The organism is Streptococcus sp. 5346 (genome assembly GCF_013277455.1).
Taxonomy (GTDB): domain Bacteria; phylum Bacillota; class Bacilli; order Lactobacillales; family Streptococcaceae; genus Streptococcus.
On record NZ_VMMY01000002.1, the window covers coordinates 71326 to 91813 of the forward strand.

General features: G+C 40.0%; 19 protein-coding genes, 1 tRNA gene and 1 pseudogene. 3 read left to right on the top strand and 18 right to left on the bottom strand.

Annotation, left to right across the window (positions count from 1 at the left end):
* Positions 1 to 9: 9 nt before the first annotated feature.
* The 12 genes and pseudogenes from HT732_RS01395 to HT732_RS01450 all read right to left on the bottom strand — a co-directional run bounded on the left by HT732_RS01395 (position 10) and on the right by HT732_RS01450 (position 9978).
* Positions 10 to 738, bottom strand: a complete 729-nt coding sequence (locus HT732_RS01395; protein WP_173253721.1) for a segregation/condensation protein A — start codon at positions 736 to 738, stop codon at positions 10 to 12.
* Positions 738 to 1472, bottom strand: coding sequence for a site-specific tyrosine recombinase XerD (xerD, locus tag HT732_RS01400; protein WP_345890498.1), 735 nt, complete (start codon positions 1470 to 1472; stop codon positions 738 to 740). The genes HT732_RS01395 and xerD overlap by 1 nt, the downstream gene beginning before the upstream one ends.
* On the bottom strand, positions 1469 to 1930 hold the full coding sequence (cbpB, locus tag HT732_RS01405; protein WP_000560711.1) for a cyclic-di-AMP-binding protein CbpB: 462 nt from the start codon (positions 1928 to 1930) through the stop codon (positions 1469 to 1471). The genes xerD and cbpB overlap by 4 nt, the downstream gene beginning before the upstream one ends.
* The gene (locus tag HT732_RS01410; RefSeq protein WP_020902175.1) at positions 1927 to 2448 is read right to left on the bottom strand and encodes a metallophosphoesterase; all 522 of its coding nucleotides are present in this window, start codon (positions 2446 to 2448) and stop codon (positions 1927 to 1929) included. Before HT732_RS01410 ends, cbpB begins: the two co-directional genes overlap by 4 nt.
* Positions 2424 to 3395: a nucleoside-triphosphate diphosphatase gene (locus HT732_RS01415; RefSeq protein WP_173253723.1), complete on the bottom strand. Its 972-nt coding sequence runs from the start codon at positions 3393 to 3395 to the stop codon at positions 2424 to 2426. The genes HT732_RS01410 and HT732_RS01415 overlap by 25 nt, the downstream gene beginning before the upstream one ends.
* Positions 3392 to 4186, bottom strand: a complete 795-nt coding sequence (racE, locus tag HT732_RS01420; RefSeq protein ID WP_049543738.1) for a glutamate racemase — start codon at positions 4184 to 4186, stop codon at positions 3392 to 3394. Before racE ends, HT732_RS01415 begins: the two co-directional genes overlap by 4 nt.
* Positions 4187 to 4389: 203 nt before the next feature.
* The gene (locus HT732_RS01425; RefSeq protein ID WP_000364990.1) at positions 4390 to 4638 is read right to left on the bottom strand and encodes a YneF family protein; all 249 of its coding nucleotides are present in this window, start codon (positions 4636 to 4638) and stop codon (positions 4390 to 4392) included.
* Positions 4639 to 4940: 302 nt separating this feature from the next.
* Positions 4941 to 5744, bottom strand: a complete 804-nt coding sequence (locus HT732_RS01430) for an ATP-binding cassette domain-containing protein (protein WP_000157661.1) — start codon at positions 5742 to 5744, stop codon at positions 4941 to 4943.
* A 12-nt stretch (positions 5745 to 5756) separates the two neighbouring features.
* On the bottom strand, positions 5757 to 6650 hold the full coding sequence (locus HT732_RS01435) for an ABC transporter permease (protein WP_077804691.1): 894 nt from the start codon (positions 6648 to 6650) through the stop codon (positions 5757 to 5759).
* Between the two features lie 11 nt (positions 6651 to 6661).
* Positions 6662 to 7639, bottom strand: coding sequence for an ABC transporter substrate-binding protein (locus HT732_RS01440; RefSeq protein ID WP_173253724.1), 978 nt, complete (start codon positions 7637 to 7639; stop codon positions 6662 to 6664).
* A 397-nt stretch (positions 7640 to 8036) separates the two neighbouring features.
* Positions 8037 to 8150 (bottom strand): annotated as a pseudogene (locus tag HT732_RS01445) (IS630 family transposase); the annotation flags it as partial.
* A 202-nt stretch (positions 8151 to 8352) separates the two neighbouring features.
* Positions 8353 to 9978: a malolactic enzyme gene (locus HT732_RS01450; RefSeq protein ID WP_173253725.1), complete on the bottom strand. Its 1626-nt coding sequence runs from the start codon at positions 9976 to 9978 to the stop codon at positions 8353 to 8355.
* Positions 9979 to 10251: 273 nt separating this feature from the next.
* On the opposite strand from HT732_RS01450, the gene HT732_RS01455 reads away from it, so the two are divergent.
* Together HT732_RS01455 and HT732_RS01460 are read left to right on the top strand one after the other, a co-directional pair.
* Positions 10252 to 10602, top strand: coding sequence for a helix-turn-helix transcriptional regulator (locus HT732_RS01455; protein ID WP_077804686.1), 351 nt, complete (start codon positions 10252 to 10254; stop codon positions 10600 to 10602).
* A gap of 127 nt (positions 10603 to 10729) precedes the next feature.
* Complete coding sequence (locus tag HT732_RS01460; protein ID WP_077804685.1) at positions 10730 to 11608, top strand: LysR family transcriptional regulator; 879 nt, start codon at positions 10730 to 10732, stop codon at positions 11606 to 11608.
* 414 nt (positions 11609 to 12022) lie between these two features.
* Here HT732_RS01460 and HT732_RS01465 read toward each other — a convergent pair whose 3' ends face one another.
* From HT732_RS01465 to HT732_RS01485, 5 genes are all read right to left on the bottom strand, one after another.
* Positions 12023 to 12949: an ATP-binding cassette domain-containing protein gene (locus HT732_RS01465; protein ID WP_173253726.1), complete on the bottom strand. Its 927-nt coding sequence runs from the start codon at positions 12947 to 12949 to the stop codon at positions 12023 to 12025.
* A 10-nt stretch (positions 12950 to 12959) separates the two neighbouring features.
* The gene (locus HT732_RS01470) at positions 12960 to 14027 is read right to left on the bottom strand and encodes an ABC transporter ATP-binding protein (RefSeq protein WP_000159550.1); all 1068 of its coding nucleotides are present in this window, start codon (positions 14025 to 14027) and stop codon (positions 12960 to 12962) included.
* Positions 14028 to 14035: 8 nt separating this feature from the next.
* Positions 14036 to 14962, bottom strand: coding sequence for an oligopeptide ABC transporter permease OppC (oppC, locus tag HT732_RS01475; protein ID WP_000103703.1), 927 nt, complete (start codon positions 14960 to 14962; stop codon positions 14036 to 14038).
* Positions 14962 to 16458 carry an ABC transporter permease gene (locus HT732_RS01480; protein WP_077804683.1) on the bottom strand — a complete coding sequence of 499 codons (1497 nt, stop codon included), beginning with the start codon at positions 16456 to 16458 and terminating at the stop codon, positions 14962 to 14964. Before HT732_RS01480 ends, oppC begins: the two co-directional genes overlap by 1 nt.
* Before the next feature lie 66 nt (positions 16459 to 16524).
* Entirely contained in the window at positions 16525 to 18513 is a 1989-nt protein-coding gene (locus tag HT732_RS01485; RefSeq protein WP_173253727.1) for a peptide ABC transporter substrate-binding protein, read from the bottom strand.
* 158 nt (positions 18514 to 18671) lie between these two features.
* On the opposite strand from HT732_RS01485, the gene HT732_RS01490 reads away from it, so the two are divergent.
* A tRNA-Cys gene (locus HT732_RS01490) sits at positions 18672 to 18742 on the top strand.
* Positions 18743 to 19044: 302 nt separating this feature from the next.
* Here HT732_RS01490 and HT732_RS01495 read toward each other — a convergent pair.
* Entirely contained in the window at positions 19045 to 20376 is a 1332-nt protein-coding gene (locus tag HT732_RS01495) for a hemolysin family protein (RefSeq protein WP_173253728.1), read from the bottom strand.
* Positions 20377 to 20488: the final 112 nt, after the last annotated feature.

Here is a 20488-nt window from a genome sequence, read left to right on the forward strand (position 1 = left end):
CTATCAAGTCTAGCTTTGGGCCACTTGACTTTCTTCCTTCTTTTCCATGAGATAAATATCTCCGAAACTTTCCTCTTGCACGAGGATCAGCTCCTGGGTTTTGATTAACTCTAGGGTTGCCAAAAAGAGGGTGATGACCTCTTGGAGATTCTGGGCTTCCTTAAACAAATCCTGCAAGCACAATTGGTCTCGTCCAGCCAAGGACTCTTTCACGATAACCATCATATCCTCAATCTTATACTCATCTCGCAAGATAGTCGTGTGATTCTGTGCAAACTCCTCTTTTTTCTTGGCTAGGATATTTGAAAAAGCCAAAAAGAGATCAATGGTCGTCTTGTCATGCACAAGCTCCGCATCTTCGTATATCAACTCTGTCGGCGCTTTGGAATAGTACTGAGCCCGTTCTTGGTGCTTGGCTTCCAAGTGCTCACCCAAGAGCTTGAATTTGCGGTATTCTTCGATTTGAGAGAGAAGATCCTGCTCCAGGTCATCCTCCAAGTCTGTCACTTCCGCTACCTTTGGAAGGAGTTTGCGACTCTTAATCAGCATGAGCTGACTGGCCATGACCATGTACTCACCGGTCACTTCCAGGCGCATAGCCTGCAGGGTTGAGACATAGGCTAGATACTGTTCGATGACTTCCGTAATGGGCACATCGTAGATATCCATCTGATACTTAGAAACCAGGTGCAAAAGCAAGTCCAAGGGCCCTTCAAAATCTTTTAATTTAATATCCATTATCTATATTTTTCTATGGTCAGGACTGTTTTTAATCCTAATTTTTTTGCAATTTCATACAAATCGACCTTGTTTTCTATTTGTCGTAGAATGAACTGTTCCCGTAAGGCTTGAGCGGATAAGGTTGAGAAACCTTTCTCCTTGACAAAGGACTCTAGCTGACGAAAGGCCCACTGACGAGAATAGGCTTTCCCTCCCCTTTCAAAGAGATATATCTGGCCCATCAATGGTTCCAATTCTGAAAGCAAGGTCGTGGGAATGCTGACAATCCTCTGTTGAGAAGCCTTCTTGATTCGCAACACCTGAAAGTCCAGATTGATATCTGCAACCTTAAGGGCTAAAATTTCACTTGGCAAGAGCCCCAATTCTAAAATAAGAAGAGCCAGTAAACGCCCCTCTGGATAGTCACTTTCTTGCCAAAAAGAGTCTAGGTCTAACAGTTCTGGCTTTTCGGTCTTCTTTTCAGCTTGTTTAGCTAATTCCAAGCGGTAAAAGCTATCCACTTCTCCTTTTTGATAGAGAAAGTAGAGAAATTGGTTGCAGGCCGAAATCTTTCGCTTCTGGGCGCTGATTTTTAGATTGGCTAGCTGGACTTGATAAATCTTGAGACTGGTCTCAGAAATCCGCTCGCCTACAATGTCTAAAAATTGCTCCAAATCATACTTATAGGACTGCTTGGAATTGGCAGACAAACCCTGCTTTTCCTCTAAAAAGGCTGAAATCCTGTCTTTCATTTGCATCGAATCTCATATTCCTTACTAAAGTCATGCAAGAGGGCATTGACTGCCTTGAGGATAGACTTGCGCGTGATAATTCCTTGGAAAATTCCTGACGCATCCACAACCGGCAAGAAGGACTCATCTACCAGCTTGTGCAAGACCTCCGTGATGGTGAAATCAGGCGAGACGACCGCTACGTCCGTTCTCGTCATATGAACGATATCCGTATCTGCCATGATTTCTTGACTCAAGTCATGCTCCATCTGATAAGCCATAATATCTCTGAGCCCAATCGTCCCAACAAAGTGTTTTTCATCTGTCACAACAGGAACACGGGTATAGGTCATCTGACTGAGCAAGAGGGTCGCATGATCCGCATTGTGGGTATCAATTAACACAGCTAGATTTTCAGCAGGGGTCAAAAAAGTTTCCTCCTGCCCCAACAAGAAAGTCTCAAACTCCTTGGCAATCATCGGCTAAACTCCTTGGACAAGCCCGGATACACCTCATGGTCTCGTGTCAAAAAGTCCACTTTGAAATAACTGTCATCAATCTCCACACGAGCATAGAGACATTCTCTGATGGTCCCACGTGGTTGACTGATAGAACCTGGATTCAGAAAGAGGGTCTTGCCTTCCATCCAAGCATTTGGCACATGCAAGTGACCATAGAGACAGATATCGGCCTCTTCTTCCTGAGCCCAGTAGTCCAACTTTTGAAAGTTGAAATTGATGTCAAACAAGTGACCATGGGTTTGGATAATCTTGGTCGAACCAAGCTCAGTCACCAAACGTTCTGGGTAACCTGCATAGAAGTCCATATTCCCTTTAACAACACGGATGCCTTCCCAAAGGGGAGAATCAGGACGCAGTTCAGAATCGCCGTTATGAAAAACGGCATCAACTTTGCCCACATAGCGATCACGGATTTCTTCCACAATCAAGCTATCGCCATGGGAATCGCTCATTACAATGATGGTTTGCTTTGCCATGATGGAAATACCTCCAAAAGTTTCTTAACGGCTAAGGCACGGTGAGATTGACTATTTTTTTCTTCAAGGGTTAATTCCGCTGATGACTTACCTGTCTCTCCTACAAGGAAGAGAGGATCGTAACCAAATCCATTTTCACCCTTAGGTTCAAAGTTAATGTAGCCTGGCCAGTCTGCTTCAACAACCAAGCTTTCCTTGTTTGGACTGGCCACGACTAGGGTTGTATGGAATTGAGCCGAGCGGTCCTTGAGTTCAAAGACCATGGCCAATTCGTGCAAGAGTTTGGCATTGTTTTCACGGTCAGTAGCTCCCACACCTGCGAAACGAGCTGACCAGACACCTGGCAAGCCACCAAGGACATCGACTTTGAGACCTGAGTCATCTGCCAGAACCATCTTGCCCGTTAATTGAGAAATGGTTTCTGCCTTTAGGCGGGCATTTTCTTCAAAGGTCATACCTGTTTCTGCTACTTCCGGTAGGTCAGGATAGTCATTGAGATTTTCCACATCGTAGCCTAGCTTGTCAAAGATAGCTCGGAATTCCTTGGTCTTGCCCTCGTTACGAGTCGCAATCAATAAGGTTTCTCTGACCTTGTTTGTCTCAAAGAAGGCTTCTACATCAACCCCTTCTTTAGGCAATTCAACATACACAAGTTGCCCATTTTCAACTAAGAGAAAAGCCCCCTGACGTTGGATGACTTCCACATTTCGTCCCATTTCTTGGTTGAGGATATCTACCACAAAAGACAATAAACGGTAGAGAGAACCATAGCGTAAAACAGTAACAGAAACAGGAAAACCTCGATCCTCATCTCGAAATCTTTGGGCAAACTCCAATAGAGGAAAATCCAAGTCATCATCCGTCAATGTCCGGACGCCACCAAAAATACCATAGGACCCGACATACCAGTCCTGTTCATCCTTATATTCATAAATTTTATTTGTCATAATTCTACATGCTCCACATGAATCTCTTTTTCAAGCCATTCTTCACCAATTTGTGCAAAACTTTGGCTGCTGGCTGTTGTGTAAAAACGGTGATTAAGTGGTCCAGCATCGCGACCACGATTGATTTCAAAATAATTGAGTAAGACTGAGATGTCTCGTACGCACTCTGCCCCACTATCGATGAGCTGAACTTTTGGCCCCATGACATTTTGAATAATAGGTCTGAGCAGTGGATAATGGGTACAGCCCAAAATCAGGCTATCCACCTTTCCAACCAAGGGACGCAGGGTTTCATAGACCACTTTCTTGGTGACACTGGTTGACAGGGCACCAGACTCAACCAAGGGGGCAAACTTGGGACAGGCCAAACTCTCCACCTGTAAGTCCGGATCCAGATCGTTAATTTTCTGACGATAAATGTCAGATTGGACCGTCATGGGCGTTCCAATGACCCCGATTTTCCCACCTTGACTGGACTTGATAGCTGCCGAAGCTCCTGGCAAAATCACACCCAAGACCGGAATATCTAGTTGAGCCTTGATTTCTTCCCAGACGACCGCAGTCGCAGTATTACAAGCAATGACAATCATTTTGACATCCTTGGTCAAAAGAAAGTTGACCAACTGCCAAGTATATTCACGAATTTGCTCAGCAGGACGGGGACCATAGGGCGCCCGTGCCGAATCTCCAATATAGACGATTTCTTCATGGGGAAGCTGGCGCATGAGCTCGCGCACAACGGTCAAGCCCCCGACACCCGAATCCAAAAAACCAATCGGTCGATTATCCATACAGTCTTCTTTCTAGTCTTTTTTCTGATTGATAGTTCATTATGATTACCGTTCCTTATGAACTGAATAATGACAGCCTAATCAATAACTATCTCTCTTAATCATAATCAAATATCAATAGAATGCAAGGAAAAAGTCTCATCCCTAAACCCTTAGCCGACATAGTGAGAAGTCTGGAACTTTCATCCCAGACTTTTCCTTATTTATTTTTTCTTTTTATTGTTAGCAAGGGCTGCCTTTTGTTGGCGGATGATTTGGTGGTAAACTTGTTGTACCTTAGCTTCGCTTGGTTTTTGACCATTTGCACTCAAAAGAGTACGAACTGCTTCAGCATTCAAACGTGGGTTGTCAGCAAATTCTTTTTCAATTTGCTTACGAACCAAGTACATTCCTCCAAGAGCTCCTCCTAGAAAAGCTAGCACAATCAATACAATTGCTAATAGTAAATCCATCATTTTTCTCCTGTTTCTTTTTGAGTCTCTTTCATTATACCACAAACTAGCCACCCTGACCAGTTTGTTTTACGCTTTCAAGGATGGAATAGACAGCAAAAAGAACCCTGCTTTTCTGAGAAAGAGGGCTCCTTGCTACGTTTATTCTCAATGAAAATCAAAGAGCAAACTAGGAAACTAGTCGCAGGTTGCAGATAGAGCTGACGTGGTTTGAAGAGATTTTAGAAGAGTATCAATTTCATATTTCTACCTATCCATTTGTACTAATAAAAGACTGAGACACTAGATCTCAGCCTTTTTCTTTATCCCAAAACTAATTCATCACTGACTAGACTTTGGCCACTATTTTTCTGGAAGAGATGCATGAGATCTTCAACCGTCAGATGCTTTTTCTCTTCTCCTTTGACATCCACCACTATCTTGCCTTGATAGAGCATAATGAGACGATTTCCGTACTCAATAGCATGGTTCATATCGTGGGTAATCATCAAAGTCGTCAACTGATGGTGTTCCACAATCTTTTGCGTCAAATCCATCACCATTTGACTAGTTTTCGGGTCAAGTGCCGCAGTGTGTTCATCCAAAAGCAAAAGTTTGGGTTTCACCAGAGCTGCCATGACTAGGGTCAAGGCCTGTCTTTGTCCTCCTGAGAGATATTGAGTATCTACTTTTAAGCGGTTTTCAAGACCAATATTCAACTCCTTCAAGGCCTCTTGGAACTGGATTCTGTCCTTCTCCTTCACGCCCCAGCCAAGTCCTCTTTTTTGTCCACGTCTCAAGGCAATAGCCATATTCTCCTCAATCGTCAAACGAGAGGCTGTTCCCATCTTAGGATCTTGAAAAACACGGGCGATATCCTTGGCTCTCTTTCTTACACTCAGATTTTTAATGGATTTCCCTGCCAATAAAAGGTCCCCTTCGTCCACCGATAGATTGCCAGCCAAGATATTCATCAAAGTGGATTTCCCTGCTCCATTTCCACCGATTACAGAGATAAAATCTCCCTCTTCAACCTCTAAATCTAATCCTTTGAGGACATGGTTCTCATTGACCGTCCCTGCTTCAAATGTTTTGTGAATATTTTCAAGCGTTAACAAACTTGCCATAACTTTCTCCTCCTATTCATTTCTCAATTTCAGACCACGAATCTTTAATCTCTTTTGCAATTCTGGTGCAAATAAAACTAAGGCGAGCAAGATTGCATTAAAGAGACGAACCAGGTTTTGATCTAGATTTGGAATCTCATAGATATTTAAAATAATCAAACGGTAAACAATCGCACCAATTCCGATGGATAATAAGCGGCTTCCAATGGTTAAATCATGAATCAAGACTTCCGCAATAATCACTGCACTCAAACCAACAACGATGGTTCCTGTCCCAGAAGTCACATCTGAAAATCCATCATTTTGGGCAAACAAGGAACCACATAGGGCAATCAAGCCGTTTGAAATCATGTAACCAACAATCTTCATGGTGTCTACATTGACCCCATTGGCCTCACTCATCGGAATATTGTCCCCAGTCGAACGCAAGACCAAGCCAATCTCTGTTTTCATCAAAAGAGTCAAGACCAAACAAACAAGTAAGAGACAGACCAAGCTGAGTGAGAAAACAGCTTCTTCATTTGTCAGTCCCAAGCTCGCCAACTGTTTAAAGACAGTTGAAGAATCTCCCAAGGAAAGATTGGGCACACTTCCCATGATTTTAATATTGATGGAATAAAGCCCTGTCAAGGTCACAATCCCTGTCAAGAGAGCTGGAATTTTCATCTTGGTGTGGAGCATTCCTGATACTAGACCTGCTACCATACCAGCCAGCAAAGCAAGTAAAGTCGCAATCCAAGGATTTGTCCCTGCCTGTATCTGAGATACGACGACAGCCGCCCCCAGTGGAAAGGCTCCTTCAGCAGTCATATCCGCAATATCCAAAATACGGAAAGTCAAGTAGACCCCAATCGCCATAATCGACCACAACAAACCTTCTGATAAACTAGATAATACAAAATTCATCTCAAATCTCCTTATTCCTTGCCTTCTAACTTACTAATATCAATTCCCAATGCGTCTGCCATTTCTTGATTGGTATGCAATTCCAATTTTTCAGGCAACTCAACTGCTATATTTTCTGGCTTCTCACCTTTTAAGACACGAACCAGCATGCGAGCTGTCTGTCTTCCCAATTCTTCATAATTGGTTCCGTAGTTATACAAGCCACCAACCGCAATCATTTCTGTTGAACCACCGAATACTGGAACCTTGTGTTTAATAGAAACCTGCTTGACTGTTTCCATGGTTGATGAAATGATATTATCCGTTGGTACAAAAACCATATCCACCTCTGCCATCAAACTCTCTGCTGCCGCCTTGACGTTGTTGCTGTCCAAGATTGTTTTTTCAACAACGGTAAAGCCTTTTTCTTCCAGAAGACGCTTAGCTTCATCCTTTTGGACAACCGAATTGGGCTCACTCTGAGTATAGAGGATTCCAATCGTTTTAGATTTTGGCAACACTTTCTTTATCAAATTGATTTGGGTTGAAATGGCATCTGATGACTGGTCACTTGTCCCAGTCACATTGCCCCCAGGATGTTCTCTTGACTCAACCAACTTGGCACTGACAGGATCTGTTACAGCTGAAAAGATAACCGGTGTTGTTTGTGTTGTATTGGCCAAACTCTGAGCAGAAGGCGTTGCGATGGCTAGAACGACATCACTAGATTCTGCTAGTTGCTGGGAAATCGTTTTTAGATTTCTTTGTTCTCCCTGTGCATTTTGCAAATCAATCTCTATATTTTTCCCTTCAATATAGCCTTGCTTGGCCAGTTCATCCACAAATCCTTCTCTAGTTGCGTCTAAGGACTGGTGGGTAATAAACTGCGAAATCCCGATACGAAAAACATCTTTTTTCTTGTCTGCCTTCAACTGATGCAAACTAATCAGAGAGGTCAAGAGGATCCCCACCACCAAGAGGGGAGCTAGTAATTTTCGAACAACTTTCATAATGAAACTCCTTCTCAGAAAAGATAAAACAAAAAACCGCCTAGATACTATCTAAACGGATGCTTGAAATAATCTAACAAGTTACAACTTAGCTAGTCCATTTAGATATTCATCTATATGGACCACAATCAAAAATCTTAGCCACATAGATACAAACAAATTGCTTGAACTGTTTGCATCCATGGTGACATGTCTACAAACACTATCTAAAGTAGCTAAAGTAAAAGTTTTGATTCATCGTTACAGCTTGTTTCTTATTCATTTCTTTTTCTGCTTTCTTTTTTGATGTTTCCTATCTTACCACCTTTTTCATCACCTGTCAAGAATATTTCAGAATTTTTTAAAATTTTTCGAAAATTCTTTCATAATTCTTTCAATTCTTTTAGGATAATTTCAAAGATTTGCCCATTAGACAAAATAGAACGCTTTGAAGGCGTTTATGATATTTAGCTGTACTAGAGTCTTTTAAAAGTGTTTTGATGGCTTGTATTTCTTCTTTGTTTGATTTCATATCACTATTATATAATGCGTTTTGATTTTAGTATAATATTAAACCGACTCCTGGCAGTCGGACAAAAAATCGGCAGTTATTTTATACTGTTTAAAACCAATAGTCAATACGACAATCTCTTTACTTTTCGGTTATCAACTCTGTAGATTGCTAACATATCCAAAATAAGCCAAGTATCCCGAGGATAGGCAGCAGAAATGAATTATTTATACTCTGGATACCACTTCAAATCACGAACTGCTTTGGCCATATCTGTTTCCTTAGCGCGTGCAAGACCTTGCTCTTGTGCTTTTTTAGCGACTGCTTCTGCTACTTTAATAGAAACATCTGCTACATACTTGAATGGTGGCAAGACAGGAGCTCCTGGTTGGCCTGGATTGACAATACCACTCAATGAATGCGCCGCCGCTCCAATCATTTCATCAGTCAAAAGACTTGCTTCAGAAGCCAGCATACCTAGACCAAGACCTGGGTAAATCAGGGAATTATTTGCTTGACCAATCACATAGTCTACACCTTTATAAGAAACCGTATCAGCAGGAATTCCTGTTGCGACAAAAGCTTTGCCATCTGACCATTCAATCAAATCTTTGGCACTAGCTTCTGCCAATTTAGTTGGATTTGACAAAGGGAAGATCATTGGACGTTCTGTGTTTTCACACATAGCTTCTACTATTTCTTTAGTGAAGGTATTAGGCTGAGTTGAAGTTCCTACAAGAATGGTTGGCTTCACAGTCTTCACTACTTCAAGCAGGTCAGTCAACTTATCTGCGTTACTAAAGTCAGCACGTTTCTTAGCAAATGGTTTTTGCTCTGGTGTCAAGTCATCCATGTCATCAAAGAGAAGACCTTGCTTATCAACCATAAAGAACCGTTTATATGCTTCTTCTTCAGAAAGACCTTCACTCACCATTTCACGAAGAACACGAGAGGCAATTCCTGCACCCGCAGTACCACCACCATAGCAGAGATAAACCTGATCTGTTAATTTTTCACCACTAATATCCAGCGAACCAAAGATACCACCCAAGGTAACGATTCCTGTACCTTGAATATCATCATTAAAGGTCGGAATTTGTTTCCGGTATTTTTCAAGAATATTGGCAGCATTCAATCGACCAAAATCTTCCCAGTGAAGGTAAAGTTTAGGAAAGAGACGTTCTGCTGTTTGAACAAATTGGTCAATGAAGTCGTAGTAACGATCTCTGCGGACCCGTTCGTGACGATTTCCTAAGTAATTAGGATTGTTACGAAGTTCTTCACGGTTAGTCCCTGCATCAATGACTAAAGGAAGGACCATTGAAGGATCGATTCCAGCAGCACCCGTATAGACCATCAATTTCCCAACAGAAATATCGACACCATTTGTTCCCCAGTCGCCAATTCCAAGGATTCCTTCTGCATCTGTTACAACAATGAGACGAATCTCGCGACCCCCGGCAGCGTTTTTCAAAGTAGCTTCAATATTTTCAGGATGATTAATATCAAGATATCCCGCATATTGGGGATCTACAAAAAGATCACTATAGCCTTCAATCGTATCTGCAATGGTTGGATCATATACAATTGGATTGAATTCTTCCAAATGTTGAGAAAAGAGGTAATAGAAAAGAGTCCTGTTGGTATTAAAAATTTCCATTAGGAAAAGACGTTTTTCCAAATCATTGGCTTTTGTTTGCATTTGTGCATAAGTTTGCGCCGCTTGTTCTTCAATCGTTTGAACATACGGTGGCAGTAAACCAATAAGGCCTAGTTCCTTTCGCTCCTCTAAGGTAAAAGCAGTACCTTTATTGAGGAAAGGATTGTTTAAAATATCATGTGAAGTCATAGTGCAACCTCCTTTTTATTTATATTATACCACATGAAACGAATTGTTCGTAAAACGTTGTTGTTTAAATAATACAATTGTATACGCATATGTTATAAATTTCTGAACTCATCAAACTCTCGATGATCTCTCTTTACTAAAAGTTTCGAGTAAAATAAACCAATCATACAAATTGACAATCCTAATTAAAATAAATATCATATAGGTATGTTATGTAGTACTTTGTATTTTTTAAGGTGTTTTTTTGTCATATAAAACTTGTATTCTATTTATATGACAACTAAAAACTATTTACAACAATATATTTCCCAAAAAGTGAAATATTTTCGAACACAGAATAAAATGAGCCAGGAAGAACTTTCAGAACAAGCAGGACTCGGGCTTAAGTATATCAATCAACTTGAAAACCAAAATGTGAATCTGACCATTCACAGTCTTGAAAAAGTGATTGACGCCCTAGAAATGACCCCAGAGGAATTTTTCAATTTTGATAGCCTTGAATCATCCTCTGATAAGAGTGACAATCTTTCACTCAAAAGAATCAACATGAAGATTAAACAGCTCCCTATTGATAAACGAGAAAAAATGTTGGTCATTTTTGAGAGTATCTTAGATAATCTTTGAGATCCCTGACTCACTTACATTTTAACTGGTGAATACTCGTATAGTCAAATTGTAGGATACGGATAAAAATTATTTATCTGCTGTTTTCCACTTATTTTCCTTCTCCAACTAATGAAAGTGAACCCATATGAATTTAAAAGATCTACAATATTTTTATGACCTCTGCCAGCTTCAATCCTATACGGAAGTAGCAAAACAACATAAAGTCAGCCAACCATCTATTTCTTATGCTATCAAGCGCTTAGAGGAATCCTTTAACTGCAAATTGATTCACCATGACCCCTCGCATCGTTCCTTCAAGCTAACTCCTCAAGGACAAATCCTTCTAAAGCATACAGAACTGATTTTACCTGAGGTCATTTCTACTCGCAAAGAAATTAATCGCTCCTTGGCACAATACTCTACTGTAGGATTCCCTCCTATTATCATTCAATATCTCTTTGCTGCCTTAAACGAAAAAGATAAATTCGATTTTTTAAAAAAGATACGCCCTATCCGCGGTGGCTCCGTAGAGTTATTAAACCTTCTCCTTAAGGGAGACCTTAATGCAAGCCTACTCGGTTTGATTGAGCCTCTCAACTATCCTTCAATAGAGACACACGAGCTATTTCATAAAGAACTGTATGTCGTTTTATCTAAGAACCATCCTTTTGCCACTGCTCCTTCCCTCGCTTTTGAAGAATTAGCAGATCAATCCTTTATACTCTTAGATGAACACTTTGTTCACCTGAAAGCTTTTGAAACGCTTAATCAAAAGTATCAAAACAAGGCAGAAATATTCTTTAAGACTGATGACATTGCCATCCTTAAAGAACTTTTAAAGAAAGGGATTGGCCTTAGTTTACTGGCTGATATCGCACTTTCTGATGAAGATGATGATTTAATAAAAATTCCGCTTATACCGAAGGACAAGATAACTTTTACAGTTTATTACGCTTACCTTAAATCAGCTACACCGTCATCAGAAGTAGAAGCCTTATTTAATCTCCTTAAATCATATGAATAGAAAAAACTCTAACTATCAATGAACTGATAGCTAGAGTTTTTTACATTGTAGATATTAGACTCAATGAAAATCAAAAAGCAAACTAGGAAGCTAACCTCAGGTTGCTCAAAACACTGTTTTGAGGTGGCAGATAGAGCTGACGTGGTTTGAAGAGATTTTCGAAGAGTATTAGACTATAGTAGATTGAAGCTAGAGTAATACGCCGTGACTTCTAAAACTTTTCTAGAAATTAATTTGACTTTCCTAATAAAGTTGTTCAGATTTTATTTCATCTCACTATAATTCAATGATTTTCTAAGAATTCTATTTCTTTCGAAAATTCTTTCAAGGCACTTTCAAAGATTTTCAAATCAGTCCAACAAAAAAAGGTTTATAATTTCCATAAAAGTTGACATGGAAATTATAAAACCATTATTAGTTTAATCCTTGTTGATAACGTGCCAATTCGGCTTGGTTAGCCCAAACATAGTGACCTGGACGGATTTCTACCATAGATGGCTTATCAGTCTCATAGTCGTGTTGACTTGGATCGTAAACCTTCAAGACCTTCTTGCGTTCTAAGATTGGATCTGGGATTGGTACCGCTGAAAGCAAGGCTTGAGTATATGGATGAATTGGATTGTTAAACAATTCTTCTGTTTCTGCAACCTCTACAATAACACCCTTGTAAATAACCGCGATACGATCTGAAATAAAACGAACAACCGACAAGTCATGGGCGATAAAGAGATAGGTCAAACCAAGTTCTTTTTGGAATTTTTTGAGCAAGTTCAATACTTGGGCACGCACAGAAACGTCCAAGGCCGAAATCGGCTCATCTGCAATAACAAAGTCTGGTTGCATGACCAAGGCACGGGCAATACCGATACGTTGACGTTGACCACCTGAGAATTCATGAGGGTAACGAGTCAAGTGCTCAGCAAGAAGCCCCACTTCACGGATAATATTTTGAACTTTCTCTTTACGTTCTTCTTCATCTTTGAACAGATGATGATTGTAAAGACCTTCAGAAATAATATAATCAACAGTAGCACGTTCATTCAAACTTGCGGCAGGGTCTTGGAAAATCATCTGGATACGACGAATCAATTCCGCAGCTTGTTCACGCGATTTCTTACCATTAATCTTTTGACCATCAAAAATGATATCTCCATTACTTGTATCATTTAGACCGATAATCGCACGACCAATAGTTGTTTTCCCACTACCTGACTCACCTACAAGCGAGAAAGTTTCTCCCTTGTTGATAAAGAAGTTAGTATTTTTAACCGCGACAAACTTCTTACTTCCTTCACCGAAGGAAATTTCTAAATCTTTGATTTCTACTAATTTTTCAGACATTTCCTTCCTCCTAGTCTGCCAGATGGGCAAATCCCATTTTTTCACGGATCTTATCGTGGAGATTTGCAATCACAGCTGGTTTTTCTACTTTTGGAGCATCCTCATGAAGAAGCCAAGTTTTAGCCCAATGCGTCTCTGATACTGAGAATTGAGGGGCTTTTTGTTCGAAGTCAATCTGCATTGCATAGTCAGAACGCAAGGCAAAAGCATCCCCTTTCAGGTCAGTATAAAGTGACGGAGGTGTTCCTGGGATTGAGTAAAGATCCCCTTTATCATCAGCAAGCTGAGGCAAGCTAGACAAGAGACTCCATGTATATGGATGGCGAGGGTCATAGAAGACTTCCTCAACAGTTCCATACTCAACGATTTCTCCTGCATACATCACCGCTACCTTATCCGCAATACTTGCTACCACACCAAGGTCGTGGGTGATAAAGATTGTTGTGAAATGGTACTCGTTTTGTAAAGATTTTAGCAAATCAATAATCTGTGCTTGGATGGTTACATCCAAGGCAGTCGTTGGCTCATCACAGATCAAGACATCAGGTCGGCAGGCAAGGGCAATCGCAATAACGATACGTTGACGCATTCCTCCAGAATATTGGAATGGGTATTCATCAAAACGTCTATCTGCGTCTGGAATCCCAACCTTATTCATGTAGTCAATAGCCAGTTCTTTTGCTTCTTTAGCTGTTTTTCCTTGGTGTTTTACAATAACTTCTGTAATCTGACTACCAATTGTTTTAATGGGGTCCAAACTAGTCATTGGATCTTGGAAGATAGTCGCAATCTTAGCACCACGAATTTGTTCCCAATCCTTGTGAGAAGACAAGGCTGTCAAATCCTGACCACGGTAGTCAATACTTCCTTGGGCAATGCGACCATTTTCTTCAAGCATACCTGTGAAAGTTTTTGTCAAAACAGATTTTCCTGATCCTGACTCACCTACCAAGGCTAATACTTCTCCTTCAACTAGTTCAAGGGAAACGCCGCGAATGGCTGTCAATACTTTGTCACGAACGTCAAATTCCACGACAATATCGCGAGCAGTCAAAATTACATTTTTTTCTTTTGTCATTTCTACTCCTATCTATGTGTACGTGGATCACTAGCATCCGCTAAGTTTTGACCAACTACGAAAAGGGACAAGGATACCAAGACAAGAGTTGTCAATGGAATCCAGAACAAGTAAGCATTGGTTGTTACATTTTGTGAATAATCCGAAATCAAACGCCCCAAACTTGGCACTGTAATCGGTAATCCAAGACCGAAGAATGACAAGAAGGCTTCGTATGAGATAAAGCTTGGAAGCATTTGAGTCATGGTTGTCACAATAACAGATACCAATTGTGGCATGATGTTTTTGGCAACAATCTTCAAGGTTGGTGTTCCCAAAGTACGTGACGCCAAGTTGTATTCCAAATCACGATAACGCAAGATTTGCACACGGATCATGAAGGCAATCCCAATCCATGTCGTCACACTCATAGCAAAAATCAGATTCCAGAATCCAGCTCCGATTGAGTAAGTCAAGACAATGACAATCAAAAGAGATGGGATGTTTGAGATGACATTATAAACTTCCATCATCACACGGTCAACTGATTTTGAAATACCCCAAATACCACCGACAAAAACACCGATAACCAAGTTAATCACTGTCGCAATCACAGAAATGAGGATAGAGTTACGAGCTCCGAACCAGACACCGTCAAAGAGCGATTTACCGTTACTGTCAGTACCGAACCAATGCTCCGCATTTGGCTTGATATAACGAGCACTAAAGTCGTTTACCTTGCTGACATCATTGAAATCAAACTTAGAAAACATTGGGTAGATGAAACTCATCAAAATGATGGCTACCAAGATTCCCAACATGACTACAGTTGATTTTTTCTTCATAAATTGTCTAAACACTGATTTCCAGTAAGAATATGCTGGCGCATCAATAGTTTCAGAGGCAAAATCGTCACGTTTTACAAACTGAAATTTTTCTTTATCGATTGTAGACATTATTTGCCTCCTTTCTCAGTCAATTTAATACGTGGGTCAATAATGGTCATCCAAATATCTCCCAAAAGAAGTGAGAAGATAGAAATACATGTAAAGATGAAGACAAGACCAACGACCATAGAGTTATTAGATGCTTTTACAGAGTCAATCAACATTTTACCCATACCTGGGAAGGCAAAGACTGTTTCAGTAAGGGTTGCACCACCGATAACCCCAATAACGGCACCAGGAATTCCTGAAACCAGCGGAACCATGGCATTTTTAAAGATGTGTTTGTTTGAAATTTCTTTTTCAGACAAACCTTTTGCACGAGCGAAACGAACAAAGTCTTGTGATTGCAAGTCAATCATGTAACGACGAATCCAAATAGCTGTACCCGGAGCACCCAACAAACCAAGGATAACTGCTGGTAAAACATACGAACGCCAATCTCCAGCACCCAAGATAGGGAATGAATCTGGCAAACCGATTGAAGAACCAGCCAAACGAACGATATAAACCAAGGCAATTGTTGGAAGAGCCATCAAGAAGGTCAAAGCCCCTGTTGAAAAGCTATCAATCCAAGTATTCTTGAAGCGAGCCATAGCTGAACCAAGTGGCACGGCAATCGCATAAGAAATCACCAAACCGATCAATCCTACAACAGCAGAGCTGGCAATCATTGAAGGATATTGGTAGTTACTTTCAGTCGCTGTATAAGGATCATCTTTCCCATAGCTAGCTACTTCACGAGAGTCAGCCTGACTAGGTGACTTGTAGGTTCTTGAGTAAATATTTACAGAAGACGTTTTCTTACCTGTTGGGAACTGAACTTGGGCAGTTTTGGTTTGTCCTTGACCTTGAGTAATAACCTGAAGAACTGGTGTATTAGCATAGGTTGGATAGGAGTCACCTAAATTGATATTCACAAAATTTTGATGCACAAATGGGAACTGACTGTTGAAGTACAAGAGATATTTATGTTTAGTACCTGAACCGACCAATGACCATCCGATAGCTGGATCATTTTCGAAACGAAGGTAGCGTTTCAAGTCTGGATTTTCAGGGTCTTGAATTTTATTTGTATGGTCAATGTCAATCAAGTTAGCATAGAAGTGAAAAACACGTTCAAAAATTGGAATTTCACGAGTAGCATAGAATTGACCACTTTCAGTAAATTCTCCCAAAGTCCAACCATGACCTAATTGATTGATGTACTTTTCATAAATAGCTTTATTAGTCGCATTTGCCTCTACTGTTACAGAAGAATCCATGCTACTTGCCTTTTCTTGCAACTCCTTAGTATCGTAATACTCAATGTAGCCCATACGCTCAAACACAGTATTTTCATAGTTATCACGTTTATCAGCTGTTGTTGCGATTTTATTATAGTTAGGGTCCTGCTTGAAAATCAATTTTCGAGGAACCAAGGTATAGATAATCGTGTAGGTCAAAGTCGTTACTAAGAAAATCGAAACCAATGACCGCAAAACACGCATAAAAATATATTTTTTCATATTATTTCCTTTAAAAATCCCAAAAGAACCTTCTCCTCATGGAGAGAAAGTTCTATTAGAAATTATTTACTTCACATGACTTGCCAATTCTTTTTGAGCTTTCTCATTTGATTCAGCTTTTTCTTTCAACCATTTTTCACGAGCTTTTTCATACTCTTCTTTGGTGATTGCTTTTTCACCAACTTCAGTGTACTTCAAGTATCCTGAATTTTCACCTTTAAGACCAGATTCAGAATATGATGAGCTAAATGGTAGAACTTTTGAAACATATGAAACGGCTGTTTCTTTAGGAGAAGCCATTACTGGGATTGTCAAAGCATTGTCAGTCAACCAAGCTTGTGCTACCGCGTATTTTTCATAACGTTTTTGAACATCTTGGTTTTCGCTGTTTGCATCATCAAGTAATTTTCCATAGTCAGCTAAAGCAAGTTTGCTTACTACTGATGCATCAGTGTTTTGGTCAATACCAAGGTAAAGGCGAGTGTTTCCTCCCTTGATGACAAACTGATCTAAGAAAGTAGAAGGATCTTGATAGTCAGGGTTCCATCCTAGCAAGGTGTGGATATCCCAATCTTGCTCTTTAGCTGTTGGAGCACTAAATGAAATTGGTAAAGCTTCTGCTTGAGTCATTTGTTGCAAGTCTACAACAACATTATCTGAACCCAATACTTTTTCAATTGATTGTTTCAATGATTGAACACGGTTTACAACCGCTGTTGATTCTTGGATAACCAAGGCATCCAAGTGGATTGGGAATTCAACACCTTCAGCTTGTAGGCTTGATTTAGCTTTAGCAAAGACTTCTTTCGCTTTTTCTTCATTGTAGAGTCCATTTTGAGAATCAGCTAGAGAAACCTTAGCCCAAGTAGAAGAATTTGTCTTAGCCAAGCTTTCTTGTACCAATTCACCAAATGTTTTCTTACCAACTTGAAGATTATATGGTGCAAATGTATTACGGATGGCTACTGCAGCTCCATCAGTACCATTTGTTTGAGCTGAGTAAGAATTGCGATCGACCGCAAAGTTCAAGGCTTGACGGAATTCCTTATTTAGCAATGCTTTCTGAGTAGATGTCTTTTGGGCATCACTTGTTTTGGCAGTGTGGTTATAGGTTGTACGGCCATAATTCAAGCTGACAGTTGCAACACCCGCACCTGGTTCGTTAAAGTAAATGTTATCTTTGAAGTCAGCTGCATATTTTTCATATGTAGAACTTGTAGGGAAGATACGAGCTTTGCTATATTGACCATCAGAAAAACCTTTGGCAATTACATCTTGATCCTTACCATCCCAGAAAGTGAACTTAACGTTCTCAATTTTTACATTTTCTTTATCCCAGTAAGCATCATTTTTAGCCATCTCGATAGATGATTTAGGAGTTACAGCCTTCAAGACAAATGGACCGTTATAAAGAATAGAGTTAGCATCTGTTGGAGAACCAAAACCTTCCCCTTTTGAAGCTAAGAATTCTTCATTAACTGGCATCAAAACACCACTAGTGGTCTTGTCATTCCAGAAAGTTTCTGGCTGGTTCAAAGTATATTCTAGTGTTTGGTCATCAAGTGCTTTTACTCCGACGGTTGAAAAATCGCTTGTTTCACCCTTAATATATGCTTCTAATCCCTTAATAGAAGAGCTAACGATTGAAAGTCCTTTTGATTTCCCATCTACCGCATGTTTCAAACCAGTAACGAAGTCTTTAGCAGTGACAGGAGCGTACTCTTCTCCCTCTGCTGTCACCCATTTAGCATCCTTACGGATTTTATAGGTATACGTCAAACCATCTTTTGAAACTGTCCATGATTCAGCAATAGAAGGAGCCAGATTACCATATTTATCGTTAGCCAACAAACCATCTACAGCATTTGTTGTGATGAATGATGTTGAATCGATATTGCTGACGATATAATCCAAGGTTTCTGGATCTGTTTGATAAACATATTGGTAATCTTTTGCTAGTTTCGCATTATTTGAACTAGTGTTTGAACACGCAGCTAGAACTCCTGACGCTAATAAGGTAGCTCCTGCTACAGCAAGCACTTGACTTTTTTTCATTTCTTCACTCCTCGTAATAAAGTATAGGTCATTATCAATTATATCATAGATTTCAAGAAAAGTAAACGAATTTTCAGAATATTTAGGCTTATTAACACAAAAAATCTAAAAAAACTATTGACTGAGAATGATTTTCAAGGTATAATAATAAACGTTAAGGCGGTATAGCCAAGTGGTAAGGCACGGCTCTGCAAAAGCTTGATCGTCGGTTCAAATCCGTCTACCGCCTTTCAATGCCGAATTTATCGGAATTTATCAAGACAAAAAGCCCGTAAAATAGGGCTTTTTTATTTTTATTTCATGATAAAAAAGGATAACTTTAAAAAACTTTTGGGGCGAGTTTGGGACAGACTTCTTTTTAGGAGACAATCTTTTGATACTCAATGAAAATCAAAGAGCAAACTAGGAAACTAGCCGCAGGCTGTACTTGCGTACGGCAAGGCGACGTTGACGCGGTTTGAATTTGATTTTCGAAGAGTATGAAATCAACTGAAAAAAGCTTCGTCACGCCTGGTGACAAAAGCCTCTAGTTTACTCTGTTTCTTCTTCTATTTCAACTTCGGTAATTTGGACTTTTACCTTGGTAACACGTCCATTTTTCACTTTATCATTGGTTAAGATAAGTTGTTTGTTTTGGCTGACCAATTCATAGCTGAGTTTCTCAGTCGTTGGAATGGTCCCAACTCCTGTCAAATAGTAACCAGCGATGGTATCAACGTCATCACTTTCCAGTTCAACATCAAAGTAATTATTGAAATCATTGAGGGTCATAGTTCCTTGAACAATGTAGGTATCCTCGCCAATCTGATGAACATCTATTGCTGCTTTGTCCGTTTCATCATCGATTTCCCCAACAATTTCCTCTAAGAGATCTTCCAAAGTCACCAAACCAGCCATACCACCGTATTCATCCAGCAAGATTGCCATTTGTCTTTGGGTATTGCGCAATTCTTTTAGCAAGTCATCCACAAAAATAGTTTCAGGTACAAAAAGTGGATCTTGTAAAATTTTCTTCCAAACAATATTGTCAAAACCGTCCACAAAACCAGCCTTAAGGAGACTCTTAGTGTGAATGATGCCAATCACGTTATCCTTATCCCCATCATAGACAGGGATACGAGAATAATTTTGTTTTAAAATACTTTGGATAATGCTTTGACTATCATCCTGAATATCCACCATAAAGGCATCCGTTCGAGGAACCATGACTTCTCTGGCCATCAGTTCATCTAGTGAAAAAATCCCTTGTAACATCTCAATTTCGTCAGCATCTAGTGTTTCTTCACTATTTGTCAGCATGTACTCAATTTCATCACGGGTCATTTTTTCATCAGCATCGTCAAAGGTCATAGGAGTCAAGCGACTCAAGAGATTGGTAGATGCAGACAAGAGCCAAACAAAGGGACTAACTAGTTTCCCCAGCCCAATGATAACTGGCGCTGTACGAATGGCCAAGGCATCCTTTAGATTAAGAGCGATTCTCTTAGGATACAATTCCCCAAAAACGATGGAAATATAAGTCAAAAATGCTAAAGACAGAAAACTTGCCACGGCATAAGCTGTTTCGCCATTTCCAAGCCAAGATGCAATTTCTCGTCCCAGAGTTTCTGCCAAACTCGCCCCTGATAAGATCGTGATCAGGGTAATCCCTACTTGAATGGTTGATAAAAAGTGGTTAGGATTTTCTAGTACCTTAAGCAGACGGATATAGCGTCTATCTCCTTCTTCTGCCTTTTGTTCAACCCGCGCACGGTTAAGTGAAACCATGGCCATTTCTGTGGCTGAGAAAAAGGCATTTAACACTGTCAAGATAAACAATAAAACAAATTGTAGCAACAAATTCTGACTACTTGGGTCTTCCATAGTTCTTCTCCTAAAATAGTATCTTATCCTTTATTATATCACAAAAATTAGCTCAGTACATATTATTTTTTCTCAGTATCTATTCTAGTTCTACTTAAATTGTCCAAAAAAG